Annotated in this window: 23 protein-coding genes; 12 read left to right on the plus strand and 11 right to left on the minus strand. The window is 68.2% G+C overall.

Annotation, left to right across the window (positions count from 1 at the left end):
- Window positions 1–75: 75 nt before the first annotated feature.
- The 7 genes from MUY14_RS06315 to MUY14_RS06345 all read right to left on the minus strand — a co-directional run bounded on the left by MUY14_RS06315 (window position 76) and on the right by MUY14_RS06345 (window position 5667).
- Window positions 76–285, minus strand: a complete 210-nt coding sequence (locus tag MUY14_RS06315; RefSeq protein WP_247021751.1) for a helix-turn-helix domain-containing protein — start codon at window positions 283–285, stop codon at window positions 76–78.
- Window positions 286–295: 10 nt separating this feature from the next.
- Window positions 296–1936 (minus strand): replication initiator, encoded by a 1641-nt coding sequence (locus MUY14_RS06320; protein WP_247021753.1) that lies wholly within the window; start codon window positions 1934–1936, stop codon window positions 296–298.
- Window positions 1933–3519 (minus strand): FtsK/SpoIIIE domain-containing protein, encoded by a 1587-nt coding sequence (locus tag MUY14_RS06325; RefSeq protein ID WP_247021755.1) that lies wholly within the window; start codon window positions 3517–3519, stop codon window positions 1933–1935. Before MUY14_RS06325 ends, MUY14_RS06320 begins: the two co-directional genes overlap by 4 nt.
- 331 nt (window positions 3520–3850) lie before the next feature.
- Window positions 3851–4417: a helix-turn-helix transcriptional regulator gene (locus MUY14_RS47090; RefSeq protein WP_315863262.1), complete on the minus strand. Its 567-nt coding sequence runs from the start codon at window positions 4415–4417 to the stop codon at window positions 3851–3853.
- Window positions 4392–4964: a hypothetical protein gene (locus tag MUY14_RS06335; RefSeq protein WP_247021757.1), complete on the minus strand. Its 573-nt coding sequence runs from the start codon at window positions 4962–4964 to the stop codon at window positions 4392–4394. The genes MUY14_RS47090 and MUY14_RS06335 overlap by 26 nt, the downstream gene beginning before the upstream one ends.
- Window positions 4961–5416, minus strand: a complete 456-nt coding sequence (locus MUY14_RS06340) for a hypothetical protein (RefSeq protein WP_247021759.1) — start codon at window positions 5414–5416, stop codon at window positions 4961–4963. The genes MUY14_RS06335 and MUY14_RS06340 overlap by 4 nt, the downstream gene beginning before the upstream one ends.
- A gap of 26 nt (window positions 5417–5442) precedes the next feature.
- Window positions 5443–5667, minus strand: coding sequence for a hypothetical protein (locus tag MUY14_RS06345; protein ID WP_247021761.1), 225 nt, complete (start codon window positions 5665–5667; stop codon window positions 5443–5445).
- Window positions 5668–5891: 224 nt separating this feature from the next.
- On the opposite strand from MUY14_RS06345, the gene MUY14_RS06350 reads away from it, so the two are divergent.
- The 3 genes from MUY14_RS06350 to MUY14_RS06360 all read left to right on the plus strand — a co-directional run bounded on the left by MUY14_RS06350 (window position 5892) and on the right by MUY14_RS06360 (window position 9163).
- Entirely contained in the window at window positions 5892–6635 is a 744-nt protein-coding gene (locus MUY14_RS06350) for a helix-turn-helix domain-containing protein (RefSeq protein WP_247021763.1), read from the plus strand.
- 8 nt (window positions 6636–6643) lie between these two features.
- Complete coding sequence (locus MUY14_RS06355) at window positions 6644–7114, plus strand: NUDIX hydrolase (RefSeq protein ID WP_247021765.1); 471 nt, start codon at window positions 6644–6646, stop codon at window positions 7112–7114.
- A gap of 114 nt (window positions 7115–7228) precedes the next feature.
- Window positions 7229–9163 carry a hypothetical protein gene (locus MUY14_RS06360; protein WP_247021767.1) on the plus strand — a complete coding sequence of 645 codons (1935 nt, stop codon included), beginning with the start codon at window positions 7229–7231 and terminating at the stop codon, window positions 9161–9163.
- 604 nt (window positions 9164–9767) lie between these two features.
- On the opposite strand, the gene MUY14_RS06365 is transcribed toward MUY14_RS06360, so the two are convergent.
- On the minus strand, window positions 9768–10874 hold the full coding sequence (locus MUY14_RS06365; RefSeq protein ID WP_247021769.1) for an NAD(P)/FAD-dependent oxidoreductase: 1107 nt from the start codon (window positions 10872–10874) through the stop codon (window positions 9768–9770).
- Window positions 10875–10940: 66 nt separating this feature from the next.
- Between MUY14_RS06365 and MUY14_RS06370 the strand changes: the two genes are divergently transcribed.
- Window positions 10941–11624: a TetR/AcrR family transcriptional regulator gene (locus tag MUY14_RS06370; RefSeq protein WP_247021771.1), complete on the plus strand. Its 684-nt coding sequence runs from the start codon at window positions 10941–10943 to the stop codon at window positions 11622–11624.
- Here the strand turns inward: MUY14_RS06370 and MUY14_RS06375 are convergent.
- Window positions 11614–12900 (minus strand): ABC transporter substrate-binding protein, encoded by a 1287-nt coding sequence (locus MUY14_RS06375; RefSeq protein ID WP_247021773.1) that lies wholly within the window; start codon window positions 12898–12900, stop codon window positions 11614–11616. The genes MUY14_RS06370 and MUY14_RS06375 overlap by 11 nt on opposite strands.
- Window positions 12901–13029: 129 nt before the next feature.
- On the opposite strand from MUY14_RS06375, the gene MUY14_RS06380 reads away from it, so the two are divergent.
- A complete protein-coding gene (locus MUY14_RS06380; RefSeq protein ID WP_247021775.1) occupies window positions 13030–14052 on the plus strand; it encodes a LacI family DNA-binding transcriptional regulator in 1023 nt (340 codons plus the stop codon).
- Window positions 14053–14154: 102 nt separating this feature from the next.
- Window positions 14155–14523, plus strand: a complete 369-nt coding sequence (locus MUY14_RS06385; protein WP_247021777.1) for a DUF742 domain-containing protein — start codon at window positions 14155–14157, stop codon at window positions 14521–14523.
- An 8-nt stretch (window positions 14524–14531) separates the two neighbouring features.
- Here MUY14_RS06385 and MUY14_RS06390 read toward each other — a convergent pair whose 3' ends face one another.
- Complete coding sequence (locus tag MUY14_RS06390) at window positions 14532–15362, minus strand: alpha/beta fold hydrolase (protein ID WP_247021779.1); 831 nt, start codon at window positions 15360–15362, stop codon at window positions 14532–14534.
- A gap of 40 nt (window positions 15363–15402) precedes the next feature.
- The gene (locus tag MUY14_RS06395; RefSeq protein ID WP_247021781.1) at window positions 15403–16008 is read right to left on the minus strand and encodes a TetR/AcrR family transcriptional regulator; all 606 of its coding nucleotides are present in this window, start codon (window positions 16006–16008) and stop codon (window positions 15403–15405) included.
- A 32-nt stretch (window positions 16009–16040) separates the two neighbouring features.
- Between MUY14_RS06395 and MUY14_RS06400 the strand changes: the two genes are divergently transcribed.
- From MUY14_RS06400 to MUY14_RS06425, 6 genes are all read left to right on the plus strand, one after another.
- On the plus strand, window positions 16041–16904 hold the full coding sequence (locus MUY14_RS06400) for an SDR family NAD(P)-dependent oxidoreductase (protein WP_247021783.1): 864 nt from the start codon (window positions 16041–16043) through the stop codon (window positions 16902–16904).
- 106 nt (window positions 16905–17010) lie between these two features.
- Entirely contained in the window at window positions 17011–18339 is a 1329-nt protein-coding gene (locus tag MUY14_RS06405; protein ID WP_247021785.1) for a cytosine permease, read from the plus strand.
- An 11-nt stretch (window positions 18340–18350) separates the two neighbouring features.
- The gene (locus MUY14_RS06410; RefSeq protein WP_247021787.1) at window positions 18351–19892 is read left to right on the plus strand and encodes a hydantoinase/oxoprolinase family protein; all 1542 of its coding nucleotides are present in this window, start codon (window positions 18351–18353) and stop codon (window positions 19890–19892) included.
- On the plus strand, window positions 19892–20962 hold the full coding sequence (locus MUY14_RS06415) for a DUF917 domain-containing protein (RefSeq protein WP_247021789.1): 1071 nt from the start codon (window positions 19892–19894) through the stop codon (window positions 20960–20962). Before MUY14_RS06410 ends, MUY14_RS06415 begins: the two co-directional genes overlap by 1 nt.
- The gene (locus MUY14_RS06420; protein WP_247021791.1) at window positions 20959–22053 is read left to right on the plus strand and encodes a DUF917 domain-containing protein; all 1095 of its coding nucleotides are present in this window, start codon (window positions 20959–20961) and stop codon (window positions 22051–22053) included. Before MUY14_RS06415 ends, MUY14_RS06420 begins: the two co-directional genes overlap by 4 nt.
- Window positions 22050–22760: an SDR family oxidoreductase gene (locus MUY14_RS06425; protein ID WP_247021792.1), complete on the plus strand. Its 711-nt coding sequence runs from the start codon at window positions 22050–22052 to the stop codon at window positions 22758–22760. Before MUY14_RS06420 ends, MUY14_RS06425 begins: the two co-directional genes overlap by 4 nt.
- Window positions 22761–22776 lie beyond the last annotated feature (16 nt).

Genomic DNA, 22776 nt, shown 5'->3' on the forward strand with positions numbered 1-22776 from the left:
TCCTGGTTGGGTTTTGATGCGGCTTAACCCCATGCCCGAGGTTGATCGGGCATGGGGTGTCGTAGCTGGGACCTCCTATGCGGCGCCGTCATGGCTGAGCTGGTCGATCCAAGCTCGTACCGTTTCGGGGGCGTACCGGACGTGTTTGCCCATCCGAATCCACGCCGGGCCGTAGCTCTTGAAACGCCAGTCCCGCAGGGTCTTCTCGGGTATCCCGAGGAAGGTGGCCAAGTCCTCAGGCGTCCACAGGCCCTCGATGCTCACCACCTTGATCCGTGCACTCATGTCTGCCCCCTCAGGCCGCCAGAGATGGAGTTGCCGAAGTAACTTCGCCCGGTGGTCCGGCCGCGAGTAGCGCTAGGTCGTACTCGGCCTTCCACGTGATCCGCTCCGAGATGGCACGCATGACCAGTTGGTCCCGTGGCGGGCAGTGGGTGTCGCCGGGCTCGACTTTGCGCCATACGAACCGATCCGGGGCCGGTTCCGGCTTGCTGATCCCGACCGCCGCCAACGCCGAGAGCACGAACCCCCGGCGGTCGGCCTTGTGGTCGGCCACCGTCTTGCCGGACCACTTGCGCGACACGAGGACTCGCCGCCCCGGTAGCCCGAGGGTTGTCCGGCGATGCGCCCGGCCTCTGCAGTGCCCTGGCACCGTCTTCCCGTTCGCCCCCTTCGGGTTGATGCCATACAGCAGCCACACCGCGCAGCGCGGCGAGCACGGCGTCACGGCCAGGTGGGCATGAAGCATGTCGTGGTGATCCCGCTGGCCGGCCGTGTCCGCATCGACGACCTCACCGGTCGACTTCGTCAGGTACTTGGTCAGGTAGCCGATGTGCCGCCCGGCCTCCTCCGTCCCGCCGAGGATGCCCTTCGAGTGCACCTGCGTGCCGAACCGCACGACATGAGCCGGTTCCTCCACGGCAGCCACCGCGTCATCCCACGCCGTCAACGGCTCCCGGGTCTCCGGATCCACAAAGGAACGGGAATCGGGATCCCACAACGGGTTCCGGTCCGTGTAGACCAGTTCTTCATGAGCTGGCCACCACACCTGGTGGTAGGTGGCTTCGGTGACGAGCCGGATGGTTTCGTGCGAGATCGCGCCCCGCAACGCCGTGTGCAGATGCGGTGCCGCCCGTCGCTGCGGCTCGACCGTGGCGAAGTACTGCACGTCCCAGCCGACGACCCGGCGCAGGTTCTGCCACCACCGATCCACCAGCGCCGCGAAGTGCACCGCATCCCGAGCTGCCCGCCGGTAGTCATACGACGCCGGGTCGACCGGCGAGCCGTCAGACCGGACGCGGCCGTAGGTGTCGCAGGTCAGCGTGACGAACATCGACGGCCGGAACTTCCCTGCGAACTCCCGCCCCACCGTCGTCTTCGCGACCTTGCGCCGAGGCAGGTTCGGAGCATCCTGCCGCCGCTTGGTCGACCGCTTGACCGCCTTCCGGTCCGGCACGTCCAGGGCGGGCAGGCGACCGGTCATGCCTGAGGCCCTCAGCTCCGCGTCCACGCTGGCGACTTCTGCCCGCAGCTCTTCCGCCTCTGTATCGTCTCCGGCGGCGACCACGTCGCGGTAGTGCGCCGCCAGGTCGGCCCGATAGGTCAGCAGCTCGGTTTGGGTCTCCGAGGGCTTCTCGCGGGTGATCACCGGCTCTTCGGTCAGGTGCCAGCCCTCGCGGCACTGGGCTTGCCGAAGTGCCTTTGCCTTCCGAGCGCAGGGCAGGCACACCGACTCAACGGTGGACCCGCAGGGGACTGGGACGTAGCGGACTTCGCCGGTTTCGGTGTCGCCGACTTCCATCGTGAACGGCCGGGTACACACGCCGTGCTTCTCCGCCGTGGCCTTGACGACGTCGGCGGAGAGGGCACCGCGGATTCGCTCGATCGGGGTGGCTGGCACCGCCGGGGCCTGCGGGTTTTCGCTGGTGGTGGTCATGCCGACCTCCCTTCGCCCGTGCGTCGATCGGCGAGGCTGATCACCTGGGCGCCGCCGTTGGTGACGTAGTGCTCCAGTTGCTTGATCGTGTGATCGGGCACCCACCCGGCCCGCACCCGCAGCGGTTCGCGGATGCCTTCGCCCCACACGTAGCCGACACCGGCCGCCGATTCCAGGATGCGGTTCGCCCACGCGCCACGCTCGTACGCGCCGTCCCCGAGGACCATCGGGACCTGCGTCTTCGAGGTCAGCCGCATCGCGATCCGCCGGGGCAGCAGCTCCCGCACCGGCACCGTGTCCTTCGTCGGTTCCTGCACGTAGCCCCGGACGGTGAAGCCGAGGGCCCGGCCTTGGGTGGTCAGGATCGCCACCTTCTCCACGATGGCGTCGCGGGTCTTGCGGTCGGTGTACTTGGTCAGCGCGCCGATCTCGTCGAACTCCAGCAGCTCCACCGGGTAGTCCGTCGAGATCGGGACCTGCCGGGTGTGCCCGGCGAACTCACGCTTGCGCGTCTCCAACTCATCCAGGAGCGCGTCAAGGACCTGCACTGCTTCCTGCCCGCTCTGGCCGTAGCGGGCGAAGATCCCGCGCCCGTAGGACAGCTCCATCGCCTTCGGATCGATCCCGGAGACCCGCACCAGACCGGCCCGGATCGCCGTAGCCGCCGCGACCAGCGGGCACCACATCACCGAGTTCTTGCCCGACCCGGTGGCCCCGGCGACCAGGGTGTGAGCGCCGGTACCGACGAGCGGGAGCCGCCAAGGCTTGCCGTACTCGGTCGACCCGGCGAACACCGCCCGCAAGTCCACCCCGGTGCCGTCCACCGCGACGAGGTCCGGCACCGGCAGGCACGTCACCGGTGAGGCGAGGAGGTCCCGGCGCATGAAGTCGATCGACACCACGTCGGGCTCGAGTTCCCGGATCTGGCAGCGGGTGACCTTCCGAGCGACCGCCAGCGCGCGGGCCCCGTCGTCGAAGTCCTCCGGCTTCTGCCCCGGCACCAGCCGCACCCGGACCTCATCCCACGAGGGCCCGGACCGGACCGACAGTAGCGCAGGCACCGCGGCGACCGAGCGGTCCTGACTGCGGGAGACCGTGTTCCGGCCCCGTCGACGACCGACCAGGGACACCGTGACCTCGACCGGCACCGACGCGTCCCGGACCACCAGGCCACACGCGGTCAACCAGCCGGCCAGCTTCCGGCCGTAGAGCGCCCAGCGCAGCCACCACGACCGCAGCCACCGCCCGCACCACTGGTCATAGCTCACCGCGTCCAGCCGCCACCACACGAGCTGCACCAGGCCGAGCACGACGAGGGTGACAAGGAGCGAGAGCCCGCCGAGCCACCGGCACCAGGCCCACGCCGCGACGAGGGTGAGGCAGGTTCGCCAGTGCGTCACGAGTTGCCGAACAACCCAGCCGACCGCGCGCGCCAGGCCCCAGAGCACCATCCCGACGACGGCGAGCGCGGCCAGCATCTCCGCGAGGCCGGCCAGCGCACGCCCGATCTTCGCTAACACCCACAGCAGCACGGCCAGGCCGCCGCCGACCGTCATCAGCGTCATCACGCCGTGCGCGTCCATCAGCGACCACCCCGCACATCAGCAGTGCGGAGCACCAGCGGCAGCATCCCCAGGCACGGGGCGCACTTGGTCTCTCCGGGCAGCAGGCGCGCGAACTTCTTGCATTCCGCGCAGCGCATCCGGGTGACCCCGGTTGACTGGTGTTGGTTGTCATCATTTATCGTTCGCATTGTTCACTTCTCCAGTGGACAGACGCAGAACCGGCGAAAAGGTTGGTAGCCAGGGAACCGGTTCTGCGTTCTTAAGGGTCGTTTGAAGCACGTGAGGACGCGTTTATCCGTCGCACGTCCCCACGTGCGAAATTCTCGATATTCAGTTCTTTGGAAGTTTGCTACTGTCCAGCTGCGTCCGTGTGTCCGCGCAAGGCCAGCAGTGCCAGTACGACACGATCCTCACCCAGCGCGTCAGCGAGCGCGGCGATCACCTGTAGTGACCCTGGGCGACGCGATCCCGTCTCGATCGCTTGTAAGGTCGACTTTCCGACCTTCGCGCGCGCCGCAACGGCCGTGAGGCTCAACGACTCCCGTTCCCGTGCTGCTCGGAGGTACGCACCGAATTCGACGTCCGGCAGGGGCGGAAGCTGTTCCTCGCTCAGGCGTGCCGCAGGAGCAATGGGGGCGTCTGTGGGAGCTACTCCCTCTCGTCCGTAGTCCGATTTCCACTCTGGCTTCTTGGTCAGGGTCTCCACTTCGCGCCGCTCCCGGTCGGACCAGTAGAGCGCTTCGTGGTGGTGTCCACGGTCGAGATCGGCCACGGCTCGGTACATCCGAGCGTTCGCCCGCCGAAACGCCACCCACGCCGACACGGGCGCGTCGCGTCCCGGCATCCGCGCATACGAATCTTCGTGCGCCTCCTGCAATGTCCGAGGCGCACTAGCCTTCACGGTCGCCGTCCCCATCACGACCGCCCGGCACCGCCACGCGAGCCGTCAGCAGCGCCGCCAGGTCGTCCACCCCGTCGCGTAGCCGGAGAAGGAACGCCACGCATGTCGGCCACTGGTCCGGGTCCTCCGGCACCGCGAGGGAAACCACGGTTTCTCCCGTCACGACGAGCATCGGGGGACTAGCCGGATGCGGGCCGGTCTCCTCCACCGTCACCGAGTCCCGTGGCTCCACTGTCCACGTCACGCCGAACCCGTCGACTCGAAGCCTCATCACCGTCTGCCTTACTCGCCCAATCCCGTGCCAGCTCGGCGAACCCTTCGGCGCCGACTCCAGAGCCGCGACGCACCACCACGGCAGGCCACGCAACCGTGCCAACTCATGCCACGCCCGCGATACCCGCCCCGCTGCATTCGACGCGTTGAGCGAGGCGCCCGGCGAGAAGACCCGTGTGCCGTGCTCCCACGCCGCCATGTAGTCGTGGTACGCCGATTCCCACGCCCGGACCAGCTCGTTGAACGCCGCAGCATCGCGAACCGGCCCGGACGCGTTCATCCCGCTCACGCCGCCTTGGTCGCAGCTTCGCCAGCCGTGGCGGAGCGCGCCGACTTCGAACCACTTCCGGCCGCCTTGAAGCCGGTCGCCCGGAAGGCGTAGGACTGGTACTTGAACTCACCCTGGCCAGCCACCTTCGGCTCGGCCGTCAGCCCCTCCAGCTCGATCGGACGCATCCCGGGCAGCGCTTCCGAGGTGGCCGGGACTGGCTGGACGTCGGCCAGCAACGTGATCTCGAACGAAGCGCGCTTCGCCTTCGTCTCGTCCGGGTCGGTGACCGTCGCCTTCCACTGACGCTTACCTGTCACCTCGTCCACCCGCTGACGCGCCGGGCGACCTGCCGTCCGGTCCTCCCGAGACTGGTACTCGGTGTCCGCCGTGACCTCTCCGATCATGACGAGCCCTTGAGGGAAGGCCTGGTCAAACGCAATTTCGAACCTGAAACCCTTGGCGATAGCCATCTTGTTAGCTCCCTGGATCTTGCTTCTCAGTCAGTTACTTCCGGCGCCTGGTCGTCGACTCGTGTCGTCGAGTTGAGTGCGGCTCGCACCTCTTCGAGTTCCTTGCTCAGCACCGCAATGGCGTCCGAATCCACGAGGAGGACCACCGGGAACGCCTTGCCGAACCGGATCTCCGCTCGGTTCGCATAGGCGAGGGCGCGGACCCGGATGGGGAGGTCTGCCGTGACGTGGATCTGGACCGTGTCACGCATGCCGGTCGCGCCTACGCCGCAAGCCGGTCGAGTGCCCGTGTTCCCCCACCACGCGACACGCTTCGAGTCGTCATGCCTGCCTTCCTCTCTTCGCCGCCGGGCGGACCCCGGCAATCTGACCTCCAATCTCCGGCAAAAGGTGGGACATGATCACCACGTGGCGGGACATCTCGGGACGTCCCTGGTACGGTCGAAGACGTCCCTAAAAGTCCCAAGGGGTGCTGATGCCGAACGAACGCCTGCGTGACGCGCTACTACGCAACGGCCTGACCTTGGAACAGGTCGCCAAGGCTGTCGGCGTCGATCAGAAGACCGTTGAACGTTGGATCACGAAGGGGCGCCTGCCGTACCCGAAGCACCGGCACAAGATCGCGGCGATGGCGCGCGAGTCAGAGACGTACCTGTGGCCAGACTCGGTCGCGCCGGAGCGCAAGGCCGAGACGGCGGCCGCCGAGGTTGTGCGGGTATTCCCGCACCGCAACGCCATCCCGGTCGAGCTTTGGGACCGGCTGATCAAGGAGGCGTCGGAGACCGTTGAGGTACTGGTGCACGCTGCGCTGTTCCTGGTCGAGCGCCCGCGCTTCATCAAGGACCTGACGGCCAAGGCCGCCGCCGGCGCGAAGATCCGGCTGGCCTTCGGTGACCCGGAGGGCGACAGCGTCGCGCTACGCGGCGAGGAGGAGCAGCTCGGCGACGGGACGCTTCCGGCGCGTATCCGCAACGCCTTGGCGTTCTACCGGCCGCTGATCGGCGTCGATGGCGTCGAGATGCGGTTCCATAACACGACGCTGTACAACTCGATCTTCCGATTCGACGACGAAATGATCATCAATACGCACGTGTACGGGTTCCAGGGGGCCCACGCCCCATCCCTCCACCTGCGGCGGCTCTCCGCCGGGGACCTCTTCGAGACGTACTCGGAGAGCTTTGAGTCAGTCTGGAACCTTGCCAAGCCAGCCACCTTCTAGGAGGCAGCATGACCCGCGTTGACTACTACAAAGACCCTAATGCCCCAAAGGCGAACAGCATCGCAGTGGCGGTCTCGGCCTTCATTCAAGATGATCACGGCCGGATCCTGATGATCAGGCGCACAGACAACAACCTGTACTCGATCCCAGGCGGACAGTTGGAGCTCGGCGAAACTCTAGCTCAGGCAGTAGTTCGAGAGGTCCGCGAGGAGACAGGTATTGAGTGCGAGGTGTCGGAGGTGATCGGTGTGTATTCGGATCCTGAACATGTCATCGCCTATGACGATGGTGAAGTTCGCCAGGAGTTCTCCATCTGTTTCCGCGCTTCCTGGGTCTCCGGAACTCTAAGGACAAGCAGTGAAAGCTCCGAGGTTCTTTGGGTTACTCCGGGAAGTATGGACAAGCTTTCCATCCATCCTTCAATTCGACTACGAATCGAACATTCTATGACCAAAAAGGGTCAAGCCCAATTCTCTTAGTTGTTGGTTTTCACTGTATTTAATCGTTGCGTTGAGTTCCGACGGTAACAACTCGTGGGCTGCTGACGACTGTCATGCATGGGTACGGAGTCGTGGACGCACAGGGTTCGCCAGGTGCTTAACCTCAACTTGTCGGATCACCTGCTGACTGGACATGATGCGTCGGCAGCGTCCAACGCTGGGCAGCACGGCTTGGATGGCTTCTTTTCTGGGGGAGAACCGCCGGGCTTGGGTAACGAAGGCATGTTGACCACCCTCTCTGAGGACAACATATACTTTCGAGGAACGGCGGTTCAGGTCTTGGGGTCGCGATGGCGACTCGTTCAAAGCGGACTCATAATCCCCGAATATATGGCGCAGCTCCCAGCGCCCCTTGATCAAGTGTTGACGTACTTGGATCCGGATGAAATATTCGGCTATACGCCACCCGTTGCATTTTTGCACGAACAAGTGAGGCGGCTGACCGTCGAAATGATTATTGTCAACGTGGCAGCAATCTTGGCGGTTTTCAGGAAGCCTGGAGCGAAGCGAAACCAGGTCGACAAGCGATTTGCAAGTATGTGGTTTTCCGAGCCTACTAAGACCAGGGTTCTAAACCTTCTGCGAGATCCTTCTAGGGGTTTGGTGGTCCCTCAGGCGCTCTATGCACTTATACAGTGTTCAATGCGATTCAGTGGTGACTCACTTCTTCCTGGGGTCACGCCGGGGAACTTCATTGCAGCTTCGCTAGTTATCAATGCCTACCTTGATAACGATTCGGTGGATCTGGAAGAAGGTCAGATCATAGACGACGTCCCGGGTGGATTAGGTCGCGAGATGATCTCGAATCAACTGTTCAACTCTGGTATTGATGAAGTCAACATACTTGCGCGGTTCTACAGGATGTGGTTGCAAATGTCTACTGAGAGTGACACCCATCCTGAAGTCCTAAATCTGGAAGAGGGATATCGCGAAATCGTTGGAATTGAATTACGTGATGTCCTTGCGATCGGCCTGGTTCTCTTTAGTTCCTGCGTGAACGAGAAACCGGTTCTCGATGTTGCCTATCTAAAGGGGATACCCTGGGAAGATGCTCGTCTTCAAAAAGTACTTGACTTTATGGCAATCGATATACCTGGGCTGCGCGGCGAGATTCTGGGGGAAATTGCCCGTGCCTCAACTACTTGGTCTTTCGGATCGCTTAGTCGCTACCCTGTGGTGAAGCTGTGGAATGGAAGTATTGTTGTCATTGACAGCACTTTGTTGTTGCCGCGATTCTTTGGATGGCTGCCTGTATTCGATATCAAGTTCAACGCAAGGTCCAAGCAGCACAAGGCTTTGGCTGATAAGCTGGTGCAGTCGTTGCGGCGGTTGTCAGAGAGATATGTAGCCGAAGTCCTGGATAGTCTTGCTTCGAGTCTGGAGGGGCTACAGCGCGTCTATCATGATGAGCATCTGAAGCAAGCGTACTCCGCTAAGGGTGTCAAAGTTGCCGATGCCGCTATTGACTATGGCACCTCGTGGGTCGTGGTCGAGGTGACCACCTCCCAGCTTAAGAGAGAATCGGTCTACGGTGTTTCTGATCAAGCCGTAGTAGAAGACCTCATGAAGCTGGTGGGTGAGGTTGAGCAGATTGACTCGACCATCAGGAGTCTTCGGCATGATGAGCAAAAACTCACGGGATTCAAGGTTGACACGAAGCGGACTTTCTATCCGTTGCTTGTTACGACTGAAGGTTTCCCGGTAAACCCAATATCTCTTACCCTGGTTCGCAAGTATGTAGAAGATGCCGGACTTCTTGCGGGCGACGATGTAGCTCCGCTAGAGATTGTCGATGTTATCGAGCTTGAGATTGTCGAAGGTGTTCAAGAGGCCGGAGGACCTGGGCTTGCGGAGCTTCTTGAGCAGAAGCGAAATGCTAGTTTGTGGCGATCAAGCCTTCGGGATTACATCCTTGTTGAGAAGAAATTGAGGCCGCCGCGCCCGGAGCGAATTGAAGACCTTTGGAGGAAGGCCTCGAATGAGCTAATAAAGAGATCCTTTGGTGGTCAAGAGCCGGAAGTCCTCTGAACTCGTTGCCGAATTCAGCTCTATGGGATCAAGACGCGCCGCCGACGGCGGCGCGCACGTCACCACCCGTGCGGCGGGCCCGCCCTCATGCGACACGGACGGCCTGCCGCTCCGCTCCGGCCGCCGGTCGCGGGGCGGCCCGCCGGAGGGCCGGCCGCGTAGGCGCGCCGCCGCGAACTGGTTGATCCACTCGTCCCCATACGCCCAGGGACGTCGCCGAGTCGATCAGCGTTACGCCAGAGCAAGCCAAGATCTGGTGACCGCTCCCTCGTCAGCGATCGTTTAACACCGGCCGACCGCCATCAAGGGCGCCTACGGCGTCGCTGCGCGATGGACGCAAGCGCCCACCCTTGACACCGGCCCTCCGGCGCTAACCGCAGCGGGGACGAGGAAGACGGGGGAGGGCTGCCACCAGGCCAGATGGGCACAGGGGCAGCGAGGAGCCAGGCCGTCTACAGGCCGTCAGACGTCCAAACAGGCCCGGACGCGACCGGACCCAACAGACGCAAAAGAGCAGGTCAGAGGCAGTGTGCCCAAGAACGCCCCCAGGTCCACTGACCGCCTGGATAGTTCATGAACAAGAAACCGATCCGCCTCTGAAACCTCAGCTCGGCTGGAAGAACTCCAGCAACCGGCGGCTCGCGTCCGGGGACATCAGCAGTTCCTGCATCCGCGCCGACATCTCGGCCGCCTTGCCCGTGCGTTCGTACATCTCCCGCTCGTACTTCCCGATCGCCGAAGGGATGTCCGGCTGTTCGGCCAGTGCGAGGCCCAGCGCCGCGCCGTCCAGCAGTGCCATGTTCGCTCCCTCGCCCACCGGGGGCATCAGGTGGGCCGCGTCGCCGATCAACGTCACGTCCGGGCGCGGCGGCCAGGTCAGGCCCGGGGGGAGGGTCGTGATCGTGCGGGGGAGCACAGTGTCGTCGCAGGCCTCGATCAGCGCTGTGATGCCCGGGGCCCAGCCGGGGAGGAGTTCGATCAGGCGGGCGCGGGCGGCGGCCGGGTCGTCGAGCGGGATTCCGCTCGTCGCCAGCCAGTCTTCGCCCGTGTTGTAGAAGCTGAGGCCGATGCGGACGCGGCTGTCGCCGTTGCGCTGGGCCGCCAGGGAAATGCCCTTGCCGAACACCCAGTAGTTGCCGCGGCCCACCATGGCCGCCAGGTCCGGGTGGGTGCGGTCGATGTCGGGGATGCCGAGCTCGACGGTGTTCTGGCCGATGTGCACCGGGCGGGCGTCGGTAAGCAGGGCGCGGACGCGGGACTGGGCACCGTCCGCGCCGACCAGCAGGTCGTACTCCGCGCTGCTCCCGTCGGTGAAGTGCACGACGCCGTCGCCGGCGGACGCGTACGCGTGCCCCCAGCGGACCGTGCCGGCGGGGAGGGAGTCCAGCAGCAGGTCGCGCAGGTCGGCGCGGTCGACCTCGGGACGCAGGAGCGGTGCGTCGTCCGGTGTGTCCTCCTGGAGCAGCAGCGTGCCGTCCGGCTCGAGCAGGCGCATGTCCTGGCCTTCGCCGCGGGCGATGGCGAAGAACTCGTCGATCAGGCCGGCCTCGCGCAGCGCCCGCTGCCCGGAGTGGATGTCCAGCATCCCGCCCTGGCCGCGGGCTTCGCGCGACGACTCCCGCTCGTACACGACGGCCTCGACGCCGTTCACGTGCAGCACCCGGGCCAGGGCCAGGCCGCCCAGGCCCGCTCCGACGATGGCGATGGTCATGGCTTCCTCCGATGCACCGTATCGATCGATACACTGTATCGCAGAAGGCGTTGTATTGTCCGCGGCATGGTGGTGTGGGAGCGGCCGGAGCCGCCGGATCGGCCGGTGCCGGCCCCGCTGAGCAGGGAATTGATCGTCCGGGCGGCGGTCCGGCTGGCCGACGCGGACGGCCTCGTGGCGGTTTCGCTGCGCAAGGTCGCCGCGGAGCTGGACGTCGGGCCGATGCGGCTGTACGGCTACATCGCCACCAAGGAAGAGCTGCTCGACCTGATGGCCGACGCGGTCCACGGCGGGATCCGGCCGGCCGGGGACGGGTGGCGCGAAGTGCTGCTCTCGCTGGCCGAAGCCACCCGGCAGGCCGTCCGCCGCCACGAATGGTTCGCCGACCTGATCGGCGGACGGCCCGCGCTCGGGCCGAACGCGCTGGCCAAGGGCGAGGCGGTGGTGGCCGCGCTGGACGGCGTCAGCGTGGACGACGTCATGCCGGTCGTCTCCGCGGTCGACGCGTACGTGATCGGTGCGGTGCGCCGCGAGACCGCCGAACGCCGCGCCGAGCGCAGTTCCGGGATGGACCGGGAACAGTGGCAGCGGTCCTACGGCCCGTACCTGCAGCGGACCCTGGCCACCGGTCGCTACCCCGCGCTGTCCACGGTCATCCACGACGCCGTCCACCTCGACGCCGACGAGACCTTCCGGCTGGGCCTCGACTTCCTCCTCGACGGCATCGAAGCGCGGCTCGCTAGGGGATGATGCCCCGCGAATCCAGGGCGTCGGCCAAGCGCTCGCGCAGTTCCTTCGCCGTCGCCTGGACGTCGATCTCCGCCGGCGGGGAAAGGACCTTCGACATCACCGTCGACAGGTTTTGGTACGCCGGGGTCAGCGGGCGGACCGCCGCGTCCGTCAGCGCGGCCCGGATGTCGTCCTTCATCGGGTACTGGTCGGCCATCGTCGGGTTTTCCTTGGCGTCGGCCGGTTTCGCCGCGTCGAGCGGGCTGGTGTCGCGGTAGATCGTCGCGATGCTCGGCGGGATACCGTCGACCAGCGCCTGGTACTTCTGGCTCGCCGCGTTCCGCAGGCACAGCGCCGCTTCGAACGCTTCGGGCTTGTGCTGGGAGTACGTGCTGACCGCGAGGTTGAAGCCGCCGATGGTCACCCGGCTCGGCTGGCCCGCGGTCACCGACGGGTAGCGCGTCCACTTGAAGTGGCTGAGGTCCTGCCGCTTTTCCTTGGCGTAGGAGGCGTAGACGAACGGCCAGTTCAGCTCGGTCGCCGCCTGCCCGCGCTGGAACGCCTGGCGGATCTCGTCCTCCTTCTGGTTCGTCAGCGACGGGTCGGTGATCCCCGCGGTGGTGAGCCGCTTGAGGAGCTCCAGCGCGCGCACCGCGCCGTCGTCCATCACGACCGAACGGCCGTCGTCGGACAGGATGTGCCCGCCCGCCGAGGCGACCAGCGTGTTGTAGAAGACGACCAGGCCCTCGTACTGCGCGCCGGTGAACAGCACCTGGTACGGCTTCCCGGCCGCCTTCAGCTGTTCCGCCTGCGTCATCAGCTCGTCGAACGTCTTCGGCGGCGACGGCGTGATCCGGTCGTCGTACCAGAGCAGCTGGACGTTGGTGTTCTTGGTGGCGCCGTAGAGCTTCCCGTTCCACTTGGCCGTGGCGAGCGGACCGGGCAGCACGTCCCGGGTGGCCGCGGCCGCGTTCGCGCCGGTCCATTCCTCGGCCCAGCCCGCTTCGGCGAACTCCGGCACCCACGTGACGTCGAGGCCGAGCACGTCCAGGGACGCGTCGCCCGCGGCGAGCCGGCGGACCATCTGCTCGCGCTGGCCGTCCGCGCCGCGCGGCAGTTTGTTGTAGACGATCTTGTACTTGCCCGCGGCGGCCGCGGTGCAGCGGTCGACCACCGTCTGCAGGTGGTCCTCCGGCGAGATGTACAGGTTGATCGTCAGCCCGGCGGCCGAGGAGCACGCGACGAGCGCGGTGCCGGCCAGCACGGCCGCGGCCGTGAGGGGGAGGAGCTGGCGCATGTCGGCCTCCTTATCGGACAGGCGACGCGCGATTGCAAGCGCTTGCATCGATGATTAGCCTTGATCAAGGTAGGTGTCAATGGTGGCAACTCGGATGGTTGCAAGCGCTTGCAGCGAAGGGGGCGGGGCATGCCGGACAAGCTCGACGACGTCGCCCGGGTCGCCGGGGTCTCGGCGGCCACCGTGTCGCGGGCGCTGCGCGGGGTGCCGGGCGTCGCCGAGCGCACGCGGACCCGGGTGCTGGCGGCCGCCGCGCAGCTGGGCTACGCGATCTCGCCCGCGGCGTCGAGCCTGGCCACCGGCCGCACCGGGACGGTCGGCGTGCTCGTCCCCTACGTCGACCGCTGGTACTTCTCGCGCCTCATCTCCGGCGTCGAGCGGGTGCTGCGCGAGGCCGGGATCAGCCTGCTGCTCTACAACCTCGGCGACGACGCGGGCCGCGTGCGGTTCTTCGCCGACCTGCCGCTGCGCCGCCGGGTCGACGCCGTGCTCGTGCTCTCCCTGCCCCTGGCGGCTTCCGAACGCGAGCTGCTGCTGGGGCTCGGCACCCCGCTCGTCACGGTCGGCACCGAGGAACCCGGCGCGGACTCGGTCGGCATCGACGACCACGCCGCCGCCGCGGCCGCGATGCGGCACCTGGTCCAGCTCGGGCACCGCGAAATCGCGTTCATCGGCGAGGACGAGCCCGTCCCGCTCGGCTTCACGACGCCGTTGCGGCGGCTCGCGGCCTACCGCGAGGTCTACCACGCGGTGTGCCGGGAGGACGGCCGCGAGCCGGACCCCGCGTTCGAGACCGGTGGCGGCTTCACCGTCGCGGGCGGGGAGCGGGCGATGGGGACGCTGCTCGGCCTGCCCCGCCGGCCGACCGCGGTGTTCGCGGCGTCCGACGAAATGGCGTTCGGGGCGCTGCGGACGCTGCGCCGGGCCGGGCTGCGGGTGCCGTCGGACGTCTCGGTGGTCGGCTTCGACGACCACGACCTCGCCGATCTGCTCGAACTGAGCACCGTGGCGCAGCCGGTGGCGGAGCTCGGGGAGCGGGCCGGACGGCTGCTGCGCGCGAGGTTGTCCGGCGGAAAAATCGCGACATCGCCCGCGATTGTCGGGACACACCTGGTACTTCGGGGTAGTACTGCGCCGCCGCCGGGGCGTTGATCAGCGGTTTTTCCGGCACTACTCCGTCCGGTCGATTGCGGGTGAGTCGATCACCCGGTCAAATAATCGCCGACAAGGATTAATCGCCGTGAGGAGCTGGCTGTGCACTGGGGGTCCGTGCTCGAAGAAGGCGGAGCGGGGATGGTCCGTCCGTACTTCCGCACTCATGGCCGCACCCGTCCGACCCGGGACCTGCCGGTTGAGACGCTCGTCTCGATCACGCAGCGGGGACGGGCGGTGGTGCGGGGGAGCACGCGGGAGGAGACGGAGATCTGCGCGCTGCTCCGGACTTCGCAGTCGGTCGCGGAGGTCGCCGCGCGGCGCCGGATCCCGCTGGGGGTGGCGCGGGTCCTGCTGTCGGACCTGGCGGACCGCGGGATCGTCGCCGTGCACACCGCCCGGAAGGGTACGGGGAACCGGCCGAGCCTCGAACTGATGGAACGCATCCTGCACGGGCTCAGCCGGATCTGAAAGCGCTCTCACGCGGTGGTGAACTCCTGGACCAGCCGGGCGAACTCCGCGGGCTGGTCGAGTGGCAGCAACGTGTAGCTGTCGTCGACCAGCGCCAGTTTTCCCTTGGGCAGCAACGCGGTCAGCCGTTCGCCGTGCTCCGGCGGCATCACGCGGTCCTCGCGGGCCCAGACCACCAGCGCCGGCCGGTCGAACGCAGGCAGCCGCTCGGCCACCGCCACCAGGATTCCCGGCGCCGCGGCGAACTCCCGCAGGACGCGAACCGTGTCGCGGCGGATGCCGGCGTCGCCGAGCAACGGCCGGATCCAGCGTGCCGCGACGGCGTCACCGCGTTTGGTGAGCCGGCCGAACGCGATCGGCAGCCGGCGCACCGCGCGCAGCCGCATCTGCTGCATGAACACGCCGAACAGCCCTGGTGACAGCTTTCCGGTCAGGAACAACGTCTTTCCGGTCAGCCCGGGCGGGAAGTTGTCGAACGCGTCGCACGAAGCCAGCACCACCCGGCTGACGCGCGCAACGCGGTCGGCCATGAGCAGCTGCACCAGCGCGCCGCCGGTGTCGACGCCGACCAGGGTCACCTCGCGCAGGTCGAGGCCTTCGAGGAACTCCGTCAGCAGCCGGGCGATCCCGGGTAGCGACAGGTCGGCGCCAGGACGCATCGGCTTGCGGTGGGCGCCCAGCGGCAACGCCGGGACCACGCACCGGTGACCGGGCAGCGCGGCGACCGGGCCGTCCCAGAGCGAGCCGTCCATCAGGAGGCCGTGGACGAACACCACGACCGGGCCCGGCCCACCCGTGTCGGTGTACTCGACGGTCCCCGCGGTCAGCTCGATCTGCATGGTTCGAAGTGAACCACGTGGTTCGCAAACTGTCGAGGGCTCAGTGCGCGGCTTCCTCCCGGGCCACCGCGCGCAGCAGCGCCTCGAACCCGGCCTCGGCGCCGGAGCCGTCGTCGCTGGTCAGCAGGTCGACGAGGAAGCCGCGCAGGGTGGCGAGGATCATCGAGGCGACTTCGTGCTTGCGCTGCTCGGGCCAGTCCGCCGGACAGAACGAAAGCAGCGTCGGGAGGTACTGCTGCGACGCTCCGCGGCCGAGCGCCGCGTACCGGCCCGGGTCGTACATCGCCAGGCCCATCGCCTGGTCGAGCACCCGGCGCAGCTCCGACTCCTCGTCGCGCAGGCTCACCCAGGCGGCACGCACGCGGTCGGTCAGTGTCGAGGGTTCCGCCGCGACGGCCGCCAGCGCGTTGCCGATCCGCCGCTCCCGCAACGAAAAGACCACCTGTCGCAGCAGGTCTTCGACGCCGTCGAAGTGGTAGAGCAGCACTTTGTGCGTCGTCCCGGCCGACCGTGCCGCCCGCCGCAGCGAGAAGTCGACGAGACCGTTCTCGGCGACGTCGTCGGTGATCGTCGCCAGCAGCTCCCGGCGCCGGGCCTCGCCGCGGGCCGAGCCGGCCGACCGCCGGTAGCCAGTAGCGTTCTCCATGCGGGACAGCTTGGCACGGGGAGGGGACGTCGATGCGGGTGCTGGTGACCGGAGGCAACGCGGGGATCGGGTATTTCGCCGCGGAGCAGCTGGCTTCGGCGGGCGCGGACGTCGTGCTCGGCAGCCGCGACGCGGCGAAGGCGGAAGCCGCGATCGCGTCGATCCGGTCGCGGGTCGCCGGGGCGGTGGTGACGCACGTCCGGCTCGACCTGGCCGACCTGGCCCAAGTCGCCACCGTCGACACCGGTGAGCTCGACGCCGTCGTCTGCAACGCCGGGGTGCTGCTCGACCACCCGCCCCGCCGCGAGACCGCGGCCGGCCACGAGCTGATGTTCGGCACCAACCACCTCGGCCACTTCGCGCTGATCGCCCGGCTGCTGCCGGTGCTGGCGCCGGACGCGCGCATCGTCACCACCGGCAGCTTCGCCGCGAAGTCCGCGAAGCTCGACTTCGCCGACCTACAGAGCGAAGGCGGCTACGTCCCGAAGCGCGCTTACGAACGCTCCAAGGTCGCCCAGATGCTCTTCGCCGTCGAACTCGACCGGCGGCTGCGGGCAACGGGCTCGAAGCGGCTGAGCGTCATCGCCCACCCCGGTGGCGCCCTGGACTCGCTGACGCCGTCGCGGCCGCCGGTGCACGTCCGCACCACCGGCCAGTGGCTGCGCGGCCTGCCGGCCCGGGTGCTGCTGCACGGCAAGGACGCCGGTGCGCGGCCCGCCGTCCGCGCGGTGCTCGGCCCCGATGTCGCCGGTGGGCAGCTGTGGGGCCCGCGGGTGTTCGGCCTCCGCGGCCGGCCGAAGCTCGAGGAGCGCTGGGCGAACCTGACCGACGAGGCAGCTGCCGAGCGGCTCTGGGCGGAAAGTGCCACGCTGACCGGAGTGGACCCGCTGGCCTGAATGCACAGCGCTGAGGCTCACGCTGTGCACATCGCACGGTGACGCCGCCGGGACCGCTGCTTACGGTGCGGGGAACCGTTTCCCCCGCACGGAGAAGGAGGTCGGCGTGGCCTCAACAGTCGGTGTCGATGACTATGCCCTCACCAGAGTGCCGGACCACGCCCGGTATTCGTGGTGGTCGGTCGCCGTCCAGCGGTTCGGCCAGGTGTCCGCCCTGTCCCAGTTCCTGCTCGGAGCCACCGTCGGCTTCGGGATGAGCTTCTGGAACGCGGTACTGGCGTTCACGCTCGGCTCGGTCATCCTGGAGCTCATCACCATCCTCGTCGGCGTCATCGGCGTCCGCGAGGGCCTCTCGACGTCCATGATCGCCCGCTGGACCGGCTTCGGCCGCGGCGGCTCGGCGCTCATCGGGCTCGCCATCGGGATCAGCCTCATCGGCTGGTTCGGTATCCAGTCGGCAGTATCCGCGCAGGGGCTCGTCGCGCTCATCGGCGGCCTGCCGGAGTGGGGCTGGGCGCTGCTCTTCGGCCTGCTCGTCACCGCGATCGTCGTGCGCGGCTTCCACTCCATGGCCTGGACGGCCTACCTCACCGTGCCGGCCTTCCTGATCCTCGTCGGGTGGTCGGTGATCTCCGAGCTGACCCGCCACGACCTCGGCACGCTCGTGTCCTCGGCCCCGCCCGGCCCGGCACTGAGCCTGTTGCAGGGCACCACGCTGGTGGCGGGCGGCTTCATCGTCGGCGCCGTGATCACCCCGGACATGACCCGCTTCAACCGCACCACCGCCGACGTCGTCAAGCAGACGCTCGTCGGCATCACCCTCGGCGAGTACGTCATCGGCCTGTCCGGCGTCCTGCTCGCGCACGCCGTCGGCAGCGCCGGCATCACCACCATCGTGACGTCGTCGGTCGGCTGGATCGGGCTGCTCATCGTCATCGCGGGCACGATGAAGATCAACGACTGGAACCTGTACTCCTCGGGGCTCGGCGTCGTGAACTTCATCGGCACGGTGTCGGGGCGCAAAGCCCACCGCGGCCTGGTGACGGCGGTGCTCGGCGTCGCGGGCAGCCTGCTCGCCGCGGCCGGGATCCTGGCGAAGTTCACCGACTTCCTCACCGTGCTGGGCGTCGCGTTCCCGCCGATCGCCGGGATCATGGTCGCCGAGTACTTCGTGGTGAAGAAGTGGCGCGGGGACCTGGAATCCGCGCGGGCGCGGGGAACCGTGCCCGAGGACGCGCCGGCGTGGGTGCCCGCCACCCTCGTCGTCTGGGTTGCCGCCGCGTTGTTCGGCGAGTTCGTCGAGTGGGGCCTGCCGAGCATCAACTCGCTCGTCGTGGCCTTCGTCCTGTACGTCGTCGCCGGGAAGCTCGGTCTGGTGCGGGGGATCGGCAGCAGCCGGACCGCCGAGGCCGCTCCCGCCGTCCAGTCTGCTTAAGGAGAACCTTCGTGCGCATCGGCATCGACGTCGGCGGCACCAACACCGACGCTGTCCTGCTCGACGGCCGTCAGGTGCTCGCCTCGGTCAAGACCAGCACGACCGCGGACGTCACCTCGGGCATCGTCGCCGCGATCGACGGCCTGCAGCGGCAACGCGCGTTCGACCCGGCGGCGGTGCGGGCGGTGATGATCGGCACCACGCACTTCATCAACGCCCTCGTCGAGGCCCACCGGCTCGCGCCGACCGCGGCCGTGCGGCTGAGCCTGCCCGCCGGGGCGTCGCTGCCGCCGATGGTCGACTGGCCGCAGCGGCTCGTCGACGCGGTGTCGGGGCGCAGCTACCTGGTCCACGGTGGACACGAGTTCGACGGCCGCCACATCGCGGAGCTCGACGAGAGCGAACTGCGCAAGGCCGCCGACGACATGGGGGCGGCCGGGGTGCGCAGCGTCGCCATCACCTCGGTCTTCTCCCCGGTCAACGCCGAGTTCGAGACCCGCGCGGCCGAGATCATCGGCGGGCAGCTGCCGGACGTCGCGATCTCGCTGTCCCACGAGATCGGCCGGATCGGCCTGCTGGAGCGGGAAAACGCGACGGTGATCAACGCGGCGCTGCGGGAGCTGGCCGCGCACATCGTCGACGGGCTGTCCGCGTCGGTCACCGGCGCGGGCATCACCGCACCGCTGTACCTGAGCCAGAACGACGGCACGCTGATGGACGTCGACTTCGCCCGCCGCTACCCGGTGGCGACCTTCGCCTCCGGGCCGACGAACTCGATGCGCGGCGCGGCGATCCTGTCCGGTTCGGACACGTGCGCGGTGGTCGACGTCGGCGGCACGACGTCGGACGTCGGTGTGCTGCGGCAGGGATTTCCCCGTGAGGCGACCACGGACGTCAGCGTGGCCGGCATCCGCACCAACTTCCGGATGCCGGACGTGCTGTCGATCGGCATCGGCGGCGGCAGCCGGGTGCGCGGGAACGTCACCGTCGGCCCGGATTCCGTCGGCTACGAGCTGACGTCGAAGGCGCTCGTCTTCGGCGGGGACACGCTCACCGCGACCGACATCGCGGTCGCCGCCGGCCGCGCGGAGATCGGCGACCCGTCGCTGGTGTCGCATTTGGACAAGGCGCTGGTCCGGGCGGCGCTGGACCGCATCGCCGCCGAGGTGTCCGATGTGGTCGAACGGATGCGGACGTCCGCCGAGCCGTTGCCGGTCGTGGCGGTCGGCGGTGGTTCGGTGCTGCTGCCGGACGAGCTCGCCGGGTGCGGCGAAGTCCACCGGCCCGAGAACTACGCGGTGGCCAACGCGATCGGCGCGGCCATCGCGCAGATCGGCGGCGAGGTCGACCGCGTCTACGTGATCGAACCCGGCCGCCGCGAAGCGGTCGTCGACGAGGCGAAGCAGGAGGCCGTGGACCGCGCGGTCGCCGCCGGTGCGTCGCCGGCTTCGGTCGGCATCGTCGACTTCGACGAGGTGCCCATCCCGTACCTGCCCGGCAACGCCACGCGCATCCGCGTCAAGGCCGTCGGCGACCTGCAGCTGGGGGCGTGATGCGCGAGATCACCGAGCACGACCTCGACGACATCGCCCGCGGTGCCGCCATCCTCGGCACCGGGGGCGGTGGCGACCCGTACATCGGCAGGCTGCTGGCGCTTTCGGCGGTGCGGGAGCACGGCGCGGTGCCGCTGGTTCCGCTGGCGGAGGTGGGCGACGACGCCGTCGTGCTGCCGGTCGCGATGATGGGCGCGCCGACCGTCATGGTGGAGAAGCTGCCGTCGGCCGAGCAGGTGGGCCTGGCCGCGCGCACGCTCGCCGGCTACCTCGGCAAGGAGCTGACGCACATCGCGTGCGCCGAAGCCGGGGGCGTCAACTCGCTCATCCCGGTCGTCGCGGCCGCGCAGCTCGGCCTGCCGCTGGTCGACGCCGACGGGATGGGGCGAGCGTTCCCCGAGCTGCAGATGGTACTTCCCACACTGTATGGAATCCGGGCCACGCCGATGTCGATCGCCGACGAAAAGGGCAACCGCGGCGTATTGGATACCGTCGACAATCGCTGGGCTGAGCGGCTGGCGCGCTCGGCGACCATCGACATGGGCTGCTCGGCGATGATCAGCAACTACGCCATGTCCGGCGGCCAGGCACGGGAATCCCTGGTGCCGGGCACGCTGAGCCTGTGCGCCGAACTGGGCGCCCTGGTCCGGGCCGCACGTGCCGCGCACGAGGATCCCGTCGCCCGGGTCGTCTCCCGGCTGGGCGGACGGCGGCTGTTCAGCGGCAAGGTCGTAGACGTCGCCCGCCGGACGGTCACCGGGTTCGCCCGCGGCGAAGCGAAACTGTCCGGAATGGACGACGACACCGGCGCGGAACTGGTGCTGCGCTTCCAGAACGAGCACCTGGTGGCCGAGCGCGACGGTGTCGTCCAGGCGTCGGTGCCCGACCTGATCTGCACGCTGGAACGCGAGTCCGGCGAGGCGGTGACGACCGAAGGGCTGCGGTACGGCCAGCGCGTCACGGTGATCGCCGCGCCCGCCGACCCGCGCTGGCACACGCCGGAGGGCATCGCGCTCGCCGGCCCGCGGTACTTCGGCTACGACATCGACCCGATCGGGGTGGCCGGGTGAGCTGGACCCTGACCGAGGACGACCTGCCGGACCTCGCCCGCGGCGCCGCCGTGCTCGGCACCGGCGGCGGCGGCGACCCGTACGTCGGGCGGCTGCTCGTGCGCGAAGCCATCCGCGAGCACGGGCCGATCACGATCCTCGAGCCGTCCGAAGTGGACGACGACGCCCTGGTGATCCCGACCGCGCAGATGGGCGCGCCGACCGTCGTGCACGAGAAGCTGCCCAACGGCGCCGAACCCGTGCTGGCGCTGCGGACGCTGGAGAAGCACCTCGGCAGGCGCGCGGACGCGACCATGCCGATCGAGTGCGGGGGCATCAACTCGATGATCCCGCTGATCGTCGGCGCCCGGCTCGGGCTGCCGGTGGTCGACGCCGACGGCATGGGCCGGGCATTCCCGGAGCTGCAGATGGAAACGTTCGGTGTATACGGTATCCCGGGCTCGCCGATGGCGATCGGCGGCGAACGCGGCGAGACGACGGTGATCGACACAGGCGCGGACAACCGGCGGATGGAGTGGCTGGCCCGCGGGGTCACCATCCGCCTCGGCGGTGTCGCGCACATCGCCGAGTACGCGATGAGCGGCGCCGACGTCAAGCGGACCGCCGTGCCGCGAACGCTTTCGCTGGCGCTGACCGTGGGCCGGACGATCCGGGAAGCGCGGGCGGCCAACGAGGACCCCGTCGACCGGCTCGCTTCGGCGTTGCGCTCGACGCCGTACGAGCACCTGCGGGTGCTGTTCCGCGGCAAGGTGTCCGATGTGGAGCGCCGGACCGAGGCGGGCTTCGCGCGCGGGCGCGCGGCGGCGGTGTCGTTCGACGGTTCGAGCAAGCTGGAGATCCTGTTCCAGAACGAAAACCTGCTGGCCACTGTGGACGGTGAGGTGCGCTGCCTGGTGCCGGACCTGATCTGCGTGCTGGAGTCGGCGACGGCCGAGCCGATCACCACCGAAACCCTGCGCTACGGCCAGCGCGTCACCGTCGTCGGCATCTCGACCCCGCCGCTGATGCGCACGCCGGAAGCCCTGGACACCTTCGGCCCGGGCGCGTTCGGGCTGCCGCACGACTTCGTCCCCGTGGAGGAGATCGGATGAGCTTGGCCGGGAAGCAGGTCGTGATCATCGGTGGTGGTTCGGGCATCGGGCGGGCAGTGGCCCGGCGGGCCGCCGCTTCGGGTGCGTCGGTCCACCTCGGCGGGCGGACGCCGGAGAAGCTGTCGGCGGCGGCGAAGGAGTTCGACGGGACCTGGCAGGTCGTCGACAACACCGACCAGGACTCGCTGGCGGCGTTCTTCGGTGCCCTCGACCGCGTCGACCACCTGTTCACGCCCGCCGCGTCCTACACGGTCGGGCCGCTGCGGGAGCTGAGCGACGAGGACGCCGCCAGCCCGTTCACGACGAAGTTCTGGGGTCAGTACCACGCCGTCAAGCACGCGGTGCCGAAGCTGGCGCCGGACGCGTCGGTCGTGCTGATGTCGGGCGCGGCGAGCGTCCGGCCGCCCGGTGCCGCGCCCGCGTACGTCGCCTGCAACGCCGCCGTCGAAGGGCTCGGGCGGGGGCTGGCGGTCGAGCTGGCGCCGGTCCGGGTGAACGTCGTCGCGCCGGGCACGATCGACGGCGACCTCTGGGCCGGGCGGCCGGCGGACGTCCGGGAGGCGAGCTTCGACCAGTACTCGCGGGACACGCTGCTGCACCGCGTCGGGAAGGAGTCCGAAGTGGCCGATGCGGTGCTGTACCTGTTCGGCAGCACGTACACCACCGGGTCGACGCTGTACCCCGACGGTGGGTACGCGCTGCGCTGACCTCGTCTACTGTGGT

Origin of the sequence: Amycolatopsis sp. FBCC-B4732 (assembly GCF_023008405.1) — a bacterium.
GTDB lineage: Bacteria > Actinomycetota > Actinomycetes > Mycobacteriales > Pseudonocardiaceae > Amycolatopsis > Amycolatopsis pretoriensis_A.